This is a genomic window from Streptacidiphilus jeojiensis (assembly GCF_042510965.1).
Classification (GTDB): Bacteria; Actinomycetota; Actinomycetes; order Streptomycetales; family Streptomycetaceae; genus Streptacidiphilus; species Streptacidiphilus jeojiensis.
In genome coordinates, this window is sequence record NZ_JBEUKS010000007.1 from 490,952 (window position 1) to 505,498 (window position 14,547).

Genomic DNA, 14,547 nt, shown 5'->3' on the forward strand with positions numbered 1-14,547 from the left:
CGAGGCCGCCATCGCCCCCGCATCCGGCCGAAAAACCTGCTGCTCAGGGCGGTTGGCCAGCTAGGCCCACCTTACGTGCCAGGAACCTGACAGCGCCAGGGCAGATTTTCGTCGGGGTCGCCGCCGGACCGGAAGGAGCATTCCGGTCCGGCGGCGACCGGTGCGTTTTCAGAAACTCGACAGGTCGCCTCCGGTCCCTCCGCGGAACAGCCGCAGAAAGGACCGATGGGGAATACGGATTCCGCTCGATCCGCAGCCCGCCACGAGCACTCAGCAGCATCCCCCGCCATTGGCCTGGCGCATGTGCGAGAGGGGGGACGGCGTGGATCCGGGTGCCGTGGATCCGGAGAGGACTGCCGCGTGCACGGCTAGCGAGGCCGCGAGGATCAAGCCGGTGACGACTGCGACTACGACGCAGAGGAACCTCATCATGATCTACCTTCGACGGCTGGAGTCGTACTGATTGACAAACACAGTCAATAATATTTGACAAGCGTAGTCAAGTGCCACTTTTCTGTCATCGGTGAGAAAAAGCGGAACGTCGCTGGGCATCTGACTCGATCAGGGAGAGATGCCCATCCGTCCGCATGACTTGCCTGGCCCCGCTCAGTCATGTATGCAGTGGTTGTGAACGGGCATACCTCTTACGTACGCCCCTCAGCTCGCTGCCAGGAGGTCTTCACCGTGTCTGAAGAGCAACCGCAGGCCGCTGACGCCTCTGCGATCGGACGTCGTCTGCGCGAACTGCGCCTCGCCAGGGGCCTGCTCCAGCAGGACCTGGCGACCCCCGAGATCTCCACGAGCTACGTGTCCCTGATCGAGGGGGGCAAGCGGCGTCCCTCGCCGTCGGTACTGGAGGCCCTCGCCGAGCGCCTCGGATCCTCCGTGGAGTACCTGCGCACAGGCAGGGACGAGGTGGAACTCACCAACCTCCGCCTCGAAGTGGGCTTCGCCGAGATGGCCCTGCGCAACGGGTCGCAGCAGGAGGCACTGCAGAGCTTCAACCACGTGCTCACCCGTTCCGTCGTCCTGGGGCCGGAACTCCTGCTGCGCGCGCGCATCGGACAGGCCAGCGCGCTGGAGAAGCTGGACCACCTGGAGGCGGCACTCTCGATCCTGCACGAGATCGCCGAGGATCCCTCCGTGGTCCCCGGTTCGACACAGTGGGCCGAAGTGACCGTCGCCCTGTGCCGCTGCTACCGGCGCACCGGGGACTTCAGCATGAGCGTGGACATCGGCGAGCGGGCGATGCGCCGCCTGGACGCGCTCGCCCTGGATGTGACGGACGACCACATCATGCTCGGCGTGGACCTGGCCGGCTCCTACGCCCAGCGCGGCGACTACACCCGGGGCCAGCTACTCATCGACAGGCTCCTGTCCCAGGCCGAGGAGACCGGCTCGCGGACGGCCCGCGGGATGGTCTACTGGAACGCCAGCCTGATCGCCGAGTCCCGCGGCCAGCGCCCGGAAGCCATCGCACTGGTGGAGCGCGCCCTGGGCCTGATGGCCGAGGGGGACAACCCCAGGCACCTCGCCCGATTGAAGATCCTCTGCGCCGGAATGCTGATGCGCTCGGAGAACGGCGACGTGGACCGTGCCCACACCCTGTTCGAGCAGGCCAGGGAAGCACTGACCGATCTGGGCGGCAACTACGACCACGGCGACAGCGTGTCCGGGCTGGCCCTGGTCGCCCTGCGCCGGGGCCGGCCCGAGGAGGCCGTGGAGCTGGCGCAACAGGCACTGGAAATCTTCGGCGACCAGGTCAGCGACCTCACCGCCGAGACGCTCGTCTTCCTGGGCGAGGCCCAACTCCTCTCGGGGCGGACCGCCGCGGGGGAGACGACCCTGCAGACGGCGTTCCACCAGCTGCGCCAACTGCCCCGGTCGCGGTGGACCACCAAGCTCCACCGCGATCTGGGGGACGTGTGGCACCGCCAGGGATACACCGACGAAGCCCTGCTGGCCTACCAGCACGGTCTGACGTCCGCCGGCGCCGACCCCATGCCCGCACCCGCGAGGAGCACTCGCACCGTGGCGTCCCGCTCGACGAAGTGAGACCCGGGCAACGGCCGGATCGGGACCCTGCACCGCCCACGCGTAGTCCCCCTGCAGGACACGCCTGACTTGGCATGTACGCTACAAATCGTCCGTGCCAACCCGGCCGTCACCCCGGCCCGGTCCGACATCGCCTGACAGGCCATCAGCCCTGGGCGGCGTGCCATCGCAACCTCACACAGTGGGGCCTTTCCGAACCGAACTCCCGCCCCGGGGCGTTGACGGCAAACGGGGCATTCTGGCGCCAAAGGTCATTGGCATGTACACTAACAAAAGAGTGGCTTCCACTCATAACGGCAGGAAGCCCCCAGCGCTGGATCGGACTTATGACTGAGGGATCGAATCGCACCCCGGACAGCCTCGGGCAGCGTCTGCGGCTGCTGCGCCAGCGGCGGGGGTTGAGCCAGCAGGACCTCGTGACCCCGGACATCTCCGCCAGCTACATCTCCCTGATCGAGTCCAACAAGCGGGTCCCCTCGGAGGGGGTCCTGCAGGCCCTGGCCGAGAAGGTCGGCACCTCGGTGGGCTACCTGCGGACCGGTCAGGAGGACGACCAGGCCAAGGAGTTGGCGCTCAAGATCGCCTTCGGGGACATGGCACTCCGCAGGGGCGACGACGGCGAGGCGCTGCAGGCCTACAGCGAGGCCCTCGCCGCCACGCCGCGTCTCGACGCCGCCACCGCCCGCAGGGCCCGGATCGGCCAGGCGCTGGCACTGGAGCGGCTGGGCCGGCTGGAGGCCGCCATAGCCCTGCTGTCGCCGCTGTTCGAGGACCCCGCGACGGTGCTGGCCTCGGCCGAGTGGAGCCGGCTGGCGCTGGCGCTGTGCCGCTGCTACCGGGACACCGGGGACTACGTGCTGAGCGTGGAGATCGGTGAGCGGGCGATGCGCGAGCTGGAGCGCCTCGGGCTGGGATCGACCGACGACCACCTGCAGTTGGGGGCGGTGCTGGTCGACTGCTACCGGATCCGCGGCGACCTGACCCGGGCCCATCTGCTCGCCCTCCGGCTCATCAGCGACGACGAGCACCCCGGCTCCCAGGTCGCCCGCGGCGGCGTCTACTGGAAGGCCGCACTGGTCGCCCGCTCCCGGCACCGGCCGGACGAGGCGCTGATCCTGGCCGAGCGCGCGCTGGCGCTGCTCTCCGAGACGGACAGCGCCCGCAACCAGGCCCTGCTGAAGGAGACCTGCGGTGAACTGATGCTGGAGTCGGACCGGGTGGACGTCGACCACGCCAAGGAGTTGATCCAGCAGGCGCTGGACGTGCTGGTCTCCATCGGCACCACCCACGACCAGGCCAGGGGCGAGATCGGCCTGGCCAAGGCCTCGCTGCGGCTCGCCGAACCGGCCCGGGCCGCCGAGCACGCCAGCAGGGCCATCGGGCTGCTCAGCAACCAGCCGCCCTACCAGGCCGCGGAGGCGCGGACGGTGCTGGCCGAGGCCCTGTTCGCCCAGGGCGAGGGCACGCATGCGCAGGACACCCTGCGTACCGCCGAGCGGCAACTCGCCCTGCTGCCGGCCAGCCGGCTGTCCGCCGAGGTCTGGCGCCGCATCGGGGACCTCTGGCAGCACCACGGCCACGCTCCGCAGGCCATCGCCGCGTACCAGTACGCGCTGACGCAGATGGGGATCCCGGCGGCACTGGGGGTGACCGCACACGCCGTCCAGCGCTCGGACCGCACCGGGGCGGGGAGCCACACCCAGGCGTCGCGGACGCGGACCCGGCCCGAGGCCTAGCGGGTCGGCTGACGCAAGGTGCCCGGCTGGTCGCGCAGTTCCCCCGCGCCCCTGCTCAGGGACGCGGGGAACTGCGCGACCAGCCGGGCACGCGCCGCTGCCGAGGACCCGTCAGAGCCCGTGCACCAGCCGCCGGATGGCGGACAGCGGGATCGGCAGCCAGTCAGGGCGGTGCTGGGCCTCGTAGACGGCCTCGTACACCGCCTTGTCCGCCTCGAAGGCCCGCAGCGGGACCGGGTGGCACAGCGGGTCCGTTCCCCCCGCGGCGGCGTACCCGGTGCTGAAGGCGCGGCGGTTGCGGACCGCCCACGCGTTGGCCCGGCGCGAGCGCCGCAGCCGTTCGGAGGCCTCGGCCGGAGTCTGCGCACGGTCTACCGGGACCGGTGAGACCAGGGACAGCGCCTGCCGGGCCGCGTAGTCGAAGGACCGGAGCATCCCCGCGACATCGCGCAACGGGGGCTGCGGCAGCGCGCGTTCGGCCACCGGCCGGGCCGGCTCGCCCTCGAAGTCGATGACCGTCCAGCCACCCGCCGAGGTACGCAGCACCTGGCCCAGGTGCAGGTCGCCGTGGATCCGCTGGGCCTGGATGCCCCGCCCACGCGCGGCCACCAGCACGTACTCGTCGTACAGCCGGCCGATCCGCCCCGCGTAGACCTCCAGGCGCGGGACCGCCTCCACCGCCTCCTTCAACCGGCGACGCATCGCGTCGGTCTGATCGAGCACCAGGTCCGGCTTGAGCCAACTCGTCGGCAGGGTGGACGCGAGGGCCTGGTGGACCCGGGCGACCGCCTCCCCCAGCGCCCGGGCGTCCTCGACGAAGCCCCCCGCGGCGGGGACGCTGCGGCACACCCCGGTGATGCAGTCGGCAGCCTGACGGACCGCCAGGTCCCAGCCGTCGCCGTCCGAGGGGAGGAACTCCTCGACGATGCCGAGGACGAAGCCCTCCCCGGAGCGGCCCTCGGTGTGCAGCCAGCCGGCCAGGTCGGGGGTGTGCGCGCTGCCTGCCGCCGTGAGCGCGCCGAGCACCTCGACCTCGGGGTGGACCCCGCGCTCGGGCTGCCTGAACCACTTGATCAGGAACTGGTTGCCGTAGACCACGGTGCTGTTGCTCTGCTCCACGTTCATGGCCCGGGCCGGCAGCCCCAGCGGGACGGCGGTGATGCCGGTCGGGGTGTACTGCAGCGCGGGCGCGGAGGCGCCCTCGGTGGTGACCCGCAGCAGCGCCCCCATCAGCTCGGGGTCCGCCGTGCCCTCGAAGATCCACCAGCCGTCCCAGGGACCGCCGGTGGCCCGGCCGACGGCGGCGTCGACCAGGTGGCGCGGCAGGGTCCGGCGCAGCCCGATCAGCAACTGGTAGACCCGGTCCGGGGTGCCGGAGTGCTGCGCGGCGACCAGCGAGTGCAGCAGCACCGCGTCGTCCCCGTCGACCAGCACCGACTCGTTGAAGGGGTGCAGCCCGTCCAGGCAGCGGCCCTCCTGGGTGAACCAGCGGCGGGTGACCAGCCAGGGGGTGAGCGCGGGGAGCAGCGGTCCCAGGATCCGGCTGGCCTGGAGGGCCTGACCGTGCTCTGCGGCAAGGCAGGATTCGCAGACGGCGACAGGCATGTCAGGACTCCTGGTGGACCGTGAGGATGTGGGCCGGCTGCCGGGCGGGGTCCAGCCGGACGTAGTTGTCGACGCCCCAGCGGTAGCGCTCCCCGCTGAGCCGGTCCTGGACCTCGAACCGGCTGTCCGGGGCCAGCCCGAGCTCGGCCAGGTCCAGGGTCACCGTGGCGTGGTGGGTGTGGTGCGGGTCCAGGTTGACCACCACCAGCACGGTGTCCTCGCCGTGGCGCTTGGAGTAGGCGAGCACCTGGTCGTTGTCGGTGTGGTGGAACCGCAGGTTGCGCAGCAGCTGCAGCGCGCGGTGCTCGCGGCGCAGCGTGTTCAGCGTGGTCAGCAGCGGCGCCAGCGAGTCCGGACGGGCCCAGTCCCGGGGCCGCAGCTGGAACTTCTCCGAGTCCAGGAAGTCCTCGGTGCCGGGTGCGGCCGCGGCGTTCTCGGACAGCTCGTAGCCCGAGTAGACGCCCATGCTGGGGCTGAGCGTCGCGGCCAGGATCGCCCGGATCGCGAAGGCGGGCCGGCCGCCCTCCTGGAGGTAGGCGTGCAGGATGTCCGGGGTGCTGGGGAAGAGGTTGGGCCGCAGATAGGACGCGGTCTCCCCGGACAGCTCGGTCAGGTACTCGGTGAGCTCCTGCTTGCCGGTGCGCCAGGTGAAGTAGGTGTACGACTGGTGGAAGCCGACCTTGCTGAGCGTGCGCATCATGGACGGGCGGGTGAAGGCCTCGGCCAGGAACAGCACGTCGGGGTCGGTGCGGGCGATCTCACCGAGCACCTTCTCCCAGAAGACCACCGGCTTGGTGTGCGGGTTGTCGACCCGGAAGATCCGCACCCCGTGCGCCATCCAGTACCGCAGCAGCCGCAGCGTCTCGGCGACCAGGCCCTCGAAATCCTGGTCGAAGTTGATCGGGAAGATGTCCTGGTACTTCTTGGGCGGGTTCTCCGCATAGGCGATGGTGCCGTCCGCGCGGCGGGTGAACCACTCCGGGTGCTTCTCCACCCACGGGTGGTCCGGGGAGCACTGCAGCGCGAAGTCCAGCGCCACCTCCATGCCCAGCCCGGCAGCCCGGGCCACGAAGGCGTCGAAGTCCTCGATGGTGCCGAGATCGGGGTGGACCGCGTCGTGGCCGCCCTCGGGCGAGCCGATCGCCCACGGCGAGCCGACATCCCCGGGACCGGCCTCCAGGCTGTTGTTGGCGCCCTTGCGGTAGGCGCGGCCGATCGGGTGGATCGGCGGCAGGTAGACCACGTCGAAGCCCATCGCCGCCACCGCCGGCAGCCGCTCGGCCGCCGTACGCAGCGTGCCCGAGACCGGTGCGCGGCGACCACTGGGGTCCACCACCGCGCCCTCGGAACGGGGGAAGAACTCGTACCAGGAGCCGTACAGCGCCCGCTCCCGGTCCACCTGCAGCGCAGCAGGTCGGGAGGCGGACACCAGTTCGCGCAACGGATAGCGCGTCAGGATCCGGGTCAGCTCCACGTCCAGCGCGGTGCGCAGCCGGACCAGCGGCGAGAGCTCGTTCAGCCGCAGGGTCTGCGCGGCCCCTTCGACCAGCAGCCGTTGGGCCCGCTGCGGCACGCCCCGGGCGGCGCGCAGCAGCAACCGGGCGCCCTCCTCCAGGACCAGCGCGGTGTCGATACCGGCCGGGATCTTGATCTCGGCGTGCTGCCGCCAGGTGGCCAGCGGGTCGCTCCAGGCCTCCACCGAGTAGGTCCAGCGGCCGGGCGCGGTGGCGACCACCTCGGCGCCCCAGCGGTCCTGGTCCTCGTCCAGCAGACGCATCGGGGTCCACGGGCCGCTGCGGCCCAACGGGTCACGCAGCACCACATTGGCGCCCACCGCGCCGTCGCCCTCGCGGAAGACGGTGGCCGTGACCTCGAACGGTTCGCCCACCACGGACTTGGCCGGACGGGCGCCCCGCTCCACGGAGGGGCTGACGTCAAGCACCGGGATCCGGCCGACGGGCGGTGTTCGGGACTGGAGCTGGGACTGCGGCAGCGCGGGGGGCTGCGGTTGGGAGGGTCGGGCGGCGGTGTGGCGCTGGGCCGTCGCCGGCGGGGTGGAGCTGTCGGGTCGGGTTGACGGGGCCTTGGGCACGAGCGCTGGTCTCCTTCCGCAGGAGGACCAGCGCGTCTCCGTGCTGCCGTCGCCCTGCAGTCAAGGTGGGAACCCCTGATACGGGGTCAGGCCGGCTGCCGGACGGGCGAGCCGCTGCGCTGTACGAGTTCGTCGATGATGGTCCGGGCGAAGAGGTGGCAGTGGTTGCCGGTCCGGGCGGTGATCAGGTCGCCGTCGACGACGACGTCCTCGTTCACATAGATGCCGCCCATGTTCTTCAGGTCGCCGAGCAGGTTGTTGTGGACCACCGCCCGGCGGCCCCGGATCACCTGGGGGATGGGGGCGGCCAGCCACATGCCGTGGCAGATGATGCCCTTGACGATGGCCGGGTCGGCGAAGGCCCGGCGCAGCAGCGCCGTGGCCGGCGGCAGCACGGCCGGGTCCTCGGTGTAGCGGAGCCGGTCCGCGACGATGCCGGAGGGCACGATGACGACCGAGTAGTCCTTGAGGGCGTAGTCGTCGAGTTCCTCGAAGGACTCCTCCACCGTGAACGGCATCCGGTGCTCGTGGCCGGTGAAGGTGATCTCCTTGTTGCCCCACAACCGGGTCAGGAAGTGGACCTCGGCGCCCTCCTCGACGAAGCGCCGCTGGTAGTAGAGGATCTCCGGTTCGTAGAAGTCGCTCTCCATGAGCACGGCGATCTTCTGGCCGTGAAGACGAACGGTCACAGCGTCCAACTCCTCTCAGGAGGCCCGTGCGATGACGAGGTCGATCAGGAAGGGGCCGGGGTGGGCGAGCGCCTGGGCGATGGCCGGGGCGACCTCGTCCGCCTTCTCGACCCGCACCGCGGGCACGCCCAGCGACCGGGAGAGGGACGCGAAGTCGATCTCCGGCCGGGACAGGTCGAACATCTCCGGGAAGGCGTGGTGACTGATCTCCTGCGCCGTCCAGTACTGCTCGATATTGGCGTCCAGCAGCCGGTAGCGGCCGTTGTTGCAGATCACGAACTTGGCGGCGATGTCGTAGCGGGCCGCCGTCCACAGCGCCTGGACGGTGTACATGCTGCCGCCGTCGCCGGTGAAGCCGACGACGGTGCTCTCCGGGTGGGCGATCTTGGCGCCGATGGCGCCGGGGATGCCGACGCCGAGCGAGCCTCCCCGGGTGGTCTGCACCTGGCCGGGCCGGTTGGCCGGCAGGTGGCGGAAGAGCTCGGGCGAGGAGGTGAGCGCCTCGTCGAAGAGGATGCAGTCCTCGGGCAGCTGCTTGGCCAGCTCCAGGGCGAACGCGGCAGCGGTCAGCGGCTGGGTCGCCGCGTCGGCCTCGTCCTCGGCCCGTACCTGGGCCTGGGCCGCGGCCTTCTGCTCGCCCCACACCCGGAGCCGCTCGGCGGCCTGCTCGCGGTGTACCTCGGACATCCGGCTCTCCAGTGCCGTGGCCAGCCGGCCCAGGGTCTGCCTGGGGTCGGCCACCAGGCCGAGGTCGACCGGGAAGTTCTTGGCGATGGCGCCGCTGTCCAGGTCGACGTGGACCACCCGGGCGTCGTCCGCGAAGACGCCCTGGAGCAGCGGGTACACCTCGGGCAGCACATAGGTGCCGCAGATCAGCACCGCGTCCGCGGCGGCGGTCACCTTGCCGCTGACCTCGCCGAACATGTGGCCGAGCTGGCCGTGGTAGGCGGGGTGGTCCGCGGGCAGGTTGACCTCGGCCCAGTCGGCGCCCCAGACCTCGGCGCCCCAGACCTCGGCCAGCTCGGCCAGCTCCCGGTGGGCACCGGAGAAGTGGACGCCGTCCCCGGCGATGATCAGCGGGTGGCGGGCGTCGGCCAGCAGTCCGGCGGCGTGCTCGATGGCGGCCGGCTCGGGCAGGCTGGAGGTGCTGGGGTAGGAGGTGGGCACCACCGGCTCATCGGTCAAGCTGTCCATCACGTCGGCCGGCAGCACCACCAGCACCGGTCCGTAAGGCGCGGTGCCGGCGGTCTTGAAGGCCCGCCGCAGCACCCGCAGGGTGGAGCGGGGGTCGACCACCCGGGTCGCCCACTTGGTCACCGGCTTGGCCATGCCGATCAGGTCGGCCGCCATCTGGGCGTCCATGCTGTCGTAGGCCAGGCCGGACTCCCCCACCACCACGACCAGCGGGGCGTGGCCGCGCATGGCCTGGTAGAGCATGCCGATGCCGTTGCCCAGGCCGACACCGGAGTGCAACTGCACCAGGGTCGGCTTGCGGGTGGCCCGTGCGTAGCCGTCCGCGATGCCGACGACCACGGCCTCCTGCAGGGCCAGTACGTACTCCAGTTCGGGGAAGCCGCGCAGCTCGTCTAGGAAGCCCTGCTCCACGGTGCCCGGATTGCCGAACATGTGCGTGACGCCGTCGGCCCTGAACTGCTCGAGCATCGCCACGCGTGCGGGCCTGCTGGTCATGGTGGTGTACCTCTCTGCGAGGGCTGTCTGCGAACAGCGGTGTCCGGTCCGACCGGGGTCGGACCGGGGTGGAGGGGCGGCCGCCCGGGGCGTGGGGGGCAGCCGGGCGGCCGCCCGGGGGTTGATGCGGTGGCCGGGTCCGCGTCAGGTGCGGAAGCCCCACCGCCGCAACCCCTGTTCGAGGACCTCGACGACCTTCTGGCCGGTGAGGTACGAGTCGGGGGTGGAGCGCCCGGTGATGAACGGGTAGTCCACGATCACCGAGGTCTCCCGGCCGAAGTTGCCGTGGTACGCGCCCCTGGGGCCGGTGGCGTCACGCAGGATGTACTCCAGCGGGTACGGCGGCGGGCCGATCACGAAGTCGGTGCCCATGAAGCCGGTGCCGTCCTTGTAGTCGTACTCGATGCAGTGGCCGGTGACGTGCTTGTTGCGGATGATGCTGGTGCGGTTGTCCTGCTCGCGGGCGAAGGCCAGGCAGGCCACGCCGTAGCACTCGGCCGCGATCGGCAGGTCGAGGCCGTAGAAGGCCAGGATCAGGTCGTGCACCCGCCAGTTGTTGGCCAGGTCCACGATCGGGCCGCTGCCGCCCACGATCAGCAGGGCGTCGTAGCGCTCGGCGATCTGCCCCTGGATGTGGTCGCGCCGGGCGTTGTAGGCCTCCCAGGCGCGCAGGAAGTCCGGCTGGCTGCGGTACGGCCGGTCGGGCAGCCAGGAGGACAGGTCCAGCGGGTTGTCCAACCGGTCGGACGTGTCCAGGGCCCGGACCTTGGCGGCGGTCTCGGCGCTGGTGACGGAGCGTCCCAGCGGCGGGTCGATGTAGTCCGGGTCCATGCTCGGCGGCAGTGCCACCGGCCGCTTGCCGGTCGGGGTGGCGAAGCTGACGTCGTAGCCGGCCGCGTCGAAGGTCTCCAGCGGGCCGATCAGCTCCTCCCCCCAGTATCCGTACTCGGACAGGACGATCAGGATGCGACGTGTCATCGGACGGTCTCCTTCAGTCTCAACTCGTGGGCCGCTACTGGTCGGCAGAGCCGATCACCCAGTGCTCGCGCACGGCCATCCGGTGGATGTAGCGGGGGTCGACGAACGACTCCAGGTCCTCGAACGCGGCCTGGAACGCCTCGCCGCGGGACGCCAGCTCCAGCGCCTCCAGGCTGTCGAAGGTGAGCTGGTAGGCGGCGTCGAGGACGGCCTCGCCGATGGCGTAGGCACCGTCGCGGTTGTGGTTCTGCAGGTAGCGGCGCAGACCGGGGATCCGCAGCACCGTCTGCGCGTGCTCGCCCAGGCTGCGCTTGCGGAAGTCCTCCAGGTCCGCCCCCGGCGACCGCTTCACCAGCACCACCAGCTTGACGGCCTGGTCCGGGACCGGCTCGGCGCGCAGCACGTGGGCGTCGGTGTCCAGCACCACGGTGCGCCAGAACGCGGCCCAGTTGGGCTCGTCGCGCCGGGCGCCGTCCAGGAACTCGGGGGTCTGCAGCGAAGCCAGCTGCTCCTCCTCGTTCTCCAGCCAGATCTCGGCGATACCGCTCCACAGCGGATCGGCCGGCTCGGGGCCGAACGGGATCCTGGTGTCGATCAGGTACCGCTTGATCTGCGGGATCCTGCTGGCGAACTGCGGGGCGTGGGTCTCCAGCCAGTACTGCTGGAACTCCTGCTCGGACATGCCGGGCTTGGGGTGGGCGAAGATCAACTGGTGGATCATGGGGTCTCCAACGCTCAGGTCAGGTCATCGGGTGCTTGCGCAGGAACAGCTGGGCGCCGCGGGCCACGGCCAGCGGGTTCATGCTCTGCATGCCGTGGGTGGCGTTGGGCACCGCCAGGCGCTCCGCCTGCGGCAGCCACGACATCAGGAAGCGCTGGGTCTCGCGGAAGCCGGGCATCGCCGCCTCGCTGTCCATCCCCATCGCCGCCAGGATCGGCATCTCCGGCTTGTGCTGCACCAGCTCGTCCGCCTTGGACATGACGAAGCCCCAGTTGACGACGGCGGGGAAGTCCACCAGGAAGGTGGTGTCCACGCAGTTCGCCACCCGGTCCCAGACGTCCAGCGGGCCGGTCATCTCGACGCAGCCGAGGAAGCTGGGGCCGCAGACCGACTCCATGTAGGAGAAGGCCGCCCCGAGCTTGTCGCCGGCCTGGAACAGCTCCATCGCGGTCATGTAGGCGTCGATGTTGGCCTGCACCGCGTCCGGGGCCTCCCGGGGCAGGTAGGGCTCCAGCAGGATCGCCGAGTGGGCCCGCTCCGGGTGCGAGAGCAGGAACTGGAAGGCGATCACGCCGCCGAAGGAGAAGCCCATGATGTGGGCCTTCTCGATGCCCAGGTGGTCCAGCAGTTCGGCCGCGTGGTCGGCGCCCTGCTCGATGCTGAGCGAGTCGCCCTCCAGGGTGCTGCCGTTGTAGCCGGCCCGGTAGTAGCTGATGAACTGGTACTCGTCGAACAGCTCCGGGTGGAACTGCAGCGGGGTGATCAGGCTGTCCGCCACGTTGGTGCCGTGGATGCAGAGCACGGGCTCACCCTTGCCGACCACGGTGTAGCGCAGTTCGGCGCCGGTCACCTTCACCGTCCGGTCGTGCTCGATGTTCCACTCGCGGCCCAGGTAGAGCGTCTCGGTCTCCATGCCGGTCCTCTCTTCGGTTCGGGGAAGCTGGTCGGGGAGGCCGGGTGCCTCAGGGCAGCAGGCCGGTGTCCTGCAGAGCCGGCATCAGGTCCTTGACCAGGTACTCCAGGTAGCTCTGACCCCACATCAGGTGCCACAGCGTGAACTTCTCACTGAACGGCTCCCCGCGCCGGTCGGCCAGCCGCGCCTCCAGCGACCAGATGCCGGTGTCGAACTCCTGCTCGGTGAAGCCCAGTCCGAGGCCCTCGGCCGCGGCCAGCACCTCGTCCTTGCCCTGGATGGCCAGGACCGAGAGCAGCGCCGGATTCTCGTCCAGCTCGCGCAGGAAGGCGAAGATGTCGGCCGTACTCTCGGATTCCCCCCGGATCGACGACTGGTGCACGGGGGCGCGGGGTGTGGCAGTCACCGGTGGTCCTCCTGACCGATCGAAATGTGTGTCACATCCATGTGTAGCCAAGGGAGTTGGCCGCAGGCCCGGACCCGGGACGGGGCCTGCGCACTGCTGGGACTGACCGGCAGTACTTCGGCAAGTCAGTCCGGGCCGGAGGCGCGTGGACGGGGAAGCAGCACCGCCCAGCACCCCGGCGGAGTGTGCCGGGGTGCCGGGCGGTGCTGGGCGGTGGGGTGTGTCGTCGGCCTCGTGCGGGTCAGTGGGCCCCGACCGGGACCGGGGCCGCCGTGCTCCCGGCCGCGTCGTGGGTGGCCAGGCAGCAGGGTCCGGGGGTGTGCTGGACCACGGGCTCGTGCGCGCCGACCCGCCCGCTGCGGTGGTGCCGCGAGACGAAGGGCAGGCTGCCCAGGGCGACCACGATCAGGGCCGCGACCACGGCGGTGAACACATTGGTGGTGGTGTGCAGCCCGGCGTGCGGCACCGCGATGCCGGCCCCGATCGCGGGCAGCGACATGGCCAGGTAGGCGACCACGTAGACGGCGGCCAGCAGCTCGCCGCGGTGCACCGGGTCGGCCAGGGCCGCCATGGAGCGGAAGGCGCCCATGAAGGCCGTGCCCCAGCCCAGGCCGAGGACCACGGTGCCGGTGAAGAACAACCCGGCCGAGTGCTGGGACAGGGCCAGGGTGTCCAGTCCGAGGCCCGCCAGCAGCAGCAGCCCGCCGAGCGCGATCGGGCGCAGCCCGGACAGCCGGCCGAGGGCCAGCTGGGCCACCGTGCCGCCGCCGGCCAGCGCGGTGACCACCAGGCCGCCGAGCACATGGCTGTTGCTGTGCAGCATCTGCGCCACCAGGGACGGGCCCAGCGAGAGGAACAGGCCGCCGACGGACCACACCGCCACGATGCTCAGCGCCACCAGGGCGAAGGGGCGGCGGGCCTCCTTGGGGATCGAGATCCGCCGGAGCACGATCCGGAAGCCGCTGCCCGCGCTGGGCGCGGTCTCCGGCAGGAAGAGCAGCGCCACGCCGAGTGCGACGAAGAGCACCAGTTCGATGATGTAGGACAGCTTGGTGGGCAGCGGCGCGTACTGCACCAGCAGACCCGAGCCCAGGGCGCCCAGGGCCATGCCGAAGGTGGGCGCGACCGTGTTGATCAGCATGCCCCGGGCCGGGGCGCTGCGCGGCGACAGCTCGATCAGCGCCGCGCCCAGGGTTCCGGTGGCGATACCCGCGCCGATGCCCTGGACCGCACGCGCGACCAGCAGCACCCACACGTTGCCGGCCACGATGAACAGCACCATGGCGAGGGCCATCAGCAGCAGCGAGAGCACCAGCACCGGACGGCGGCCCGCGGTGTCGGACAGGGAGCCGAAGAGCAGCATGCTCCCCAGCACGAACAGGGCGTAGACCCCGAACACCACGGTGATCATCGCTGCCGAGAAGTGCCAGCGCTGCTGGTAGATCACGTACATGGGTGACGGGACCGTCGAGGCGACCAGCAGGAGCACCGACACCAGGCCGACGAGCCAGAACGCGCCGCCGCGCGGCATGCCCCTGCTCCGGCCGGTGTCCGCAGGCACAGCGGGTGCCTGGGCCCCGGGAATGTTGGTGGAAACCACGATGATTTCTCCTTCGCGCTTTTTGGGGCAGTCTGTCCAGGACACCGGGCGGGGCCGGGCTGT

General features: G+C 70.9%; 11 protein-coding genes. 2 read left to right on the forward strand and 9 right to left on the reverse strand.

Annotated features, from left to right (window positions below; genetic code table 11):
• Nucleotides 1-684 precede the first annotated feature (684 nt).
• The gene (locus ABUW04_RS22120) at nt 685-2,055 is read left to right on the forward strand and encodes a tetratricopeptide repeat protein (protein ID WP_380566353.1); all 1,371 of its coding nucleotides are present in this window, start codon (nt 685-687) and stop codon (nt 2,053-2,055) included.
• Between the two features lie 326 nt (nt 2,056-2,381).
• Nucleotides 2,382-3,791 (forward strand): tetratricopeptide repeat protein, encoded by a 1,410-nt coding sequence (locus tag ABUW04_RS22125; protein ID WP_063757662.1) that lies wholly within the window; start codon nt 2,382-2,384, stop codon nt 3,789-3,791.
• A gap of 111 nt (nt 3,792-3,902) precedes the next feature.
• On the opposite strand, the gene ABUW04_RS22130 is transcribed toward ABUW04_RS22125, so the two are convergent.
• From ABUW04_RS22130 to ABUW04_RS22170, 9 genes are all read right to left on the reverse strand, one after another.
• Entirely contained in the window at nt 3,903-5,396 is a 1,494-nt protein-coding gene (locus ABUW04_RS22130) for a maltokinase N-terminal cap-like domain-containing protein (protein ID WP_380566354.1), read from the reverse strand.
• Nucleotide 5,397: 1 nt separating this feature from the next.
• Nucleotides 5,398-7,488, reverse strand: coding sequence for an alpha-1,4-glucan--maltose-1-phosphate maltosyltransferase (locus ABUW04_RS22135; RefSeq protein WP_380566355.1), 2,091 nt, complete (start codon nt 7,486-7,488; stop codon nt 5,398-5,400).
• An 86-nt stretch (nt 7,489-7,574) separates the two neighbouring features.
• Nucleotides 7,575-8,177: a DJ-1/PfpI family protein gene (locus ABUW04_RS22140; RefSeq protein WP_380566356.1), complete on the reverse strand. Its 603-nt coding sequence runs from the start codon at nt 8,175-8,177 to the stop codon at nt 7,575-7,577.
• 15 nt (nt 8,178-8,192) lie between these two features.
• On the reverse strand, nt 8,193-9,866 hold the full coding sequence (locus ABUW04_RS22145) for a thiamine pyrophosphate-binding protein (protein ID WP_380566357.1): 1,674 nt from the start codon (nt 9,864-9,866) through the stop codon (nt 8,193-8,195).
• Nucleotides 9,867-10,010: 144 nt separating this feature from the next.
• The gene (locus ABUW04_RS22150) at nt 10,011-10,844 is read right to left on the reverse strand and encodes a type 1 glutamine amidotransferase domain-containing protein (protein ID WP_030262225.1); all 834 of its coding nucleotides are present in this window, start codon (nt 10,842-10,844) and stop codon (nt 10,011-10,013) included.
• 34 nt (nt 10,845-10,878) lie between these two features.
• Nucleotides 10,879-11,565, reverse strand: a complete 687-nt coding sequence (locus tag ABUW04_RS22155; RefSeq protein WP_030262227.1) for an EthD domain-containing protein — start codon at nt 11,563-11,565, stop codon at nt 10,879-10,881.
• Between the two features lie 19 nt (nt 11,566-11,584).
• Nucleotides 11,585-12,478 carry an alpha/beta fold hydrolase gene (locus ABUW04_RS22160; RefSeq protein WP_380566358.1) on the reverse strand — a complete coding sequence of 298 codons (894 nt, stop codon included), beginning with the start codon at nt 12,476-12,478 and terminating at the stop codon, nt 11,585-11,587.
• A gap of 49 nt (nt 12,479-12,527) precedes the next feature.
• On the reverse strand, nt 12,528-12,884 hold the full coding sequence (locus tag ABUW04_RS22165; RefSeq protein WP_157624031.1) for a Nif11-like leader peptide family natural product precursor: 357 nt from the start codon (nt 12,882-12,884) through the stop codon (nt 12,528-12,530).
• A 241-nt stretch (nt 12,885-13,125) separates the two neighbouring features.
• Nucleotides 13,126-14,484, reverse strand: coding sequence for an MFS transporter (locus ABUW04_RS22170; protein WP_380566359.1), 1,359 nt, complete (start codon nt 14,482-14,484; stop codon nt 13,126-13,128).
• Between the last annotated feature and the right edge of the window lie 63 nt (nt 14,485-14,547).

What these genes read in the sequence shown, in the direction of transcription:
- ABUW04_RS22125 (WP_063757662.1), top strand. Translation starts at nt 2,382, where the DNA reads ATGACTGAGGGATCGAATCGCACCCCGGACAGCCTCGGGCAGCGTCTG.
- ABUW04_RS22130 (WP_380566354.1), bottom strand. Translation starts at nt 5,396, where the DNA reads ATGCCTGTCGCCGTCTGCGAATCCTGCCTTGCCGCAGAGCACGGTCAG.
- ABUW04_RS22145 (WP_380566357.1), bottom strand. Translation starts at nt 9,866, where the DNA reads ATGACCAGCAGGCCCGCACGCGTGGCGATGCTCGAGCAGTTCAGGGCC.
- ABUW04_RS22150 (WP_030262225.1), bottom strand. Translation starts at nt 10,844, where the DNA reads ATGACACGTCGCATCCTGATCGTCCTGTCCGAGTACGGATACTGGGGG.
- ABUW04_RS22155 (WP_030262227.1), bottom strand. Translation starts at nt 11,565, where the DNA reads ATGATCCACCAGTTGATCTTCGCCCACCCCAAGCCCGGCATGTCCGAG.
- ABUW04_RS22160 (WP_380566358.1), bottom strand. Translation starts at nt 12,478, where the DNA reads ATGGAGACCGAGACGCTCTACCTGGGCCGCGAGTGGAACATCGAGCAC.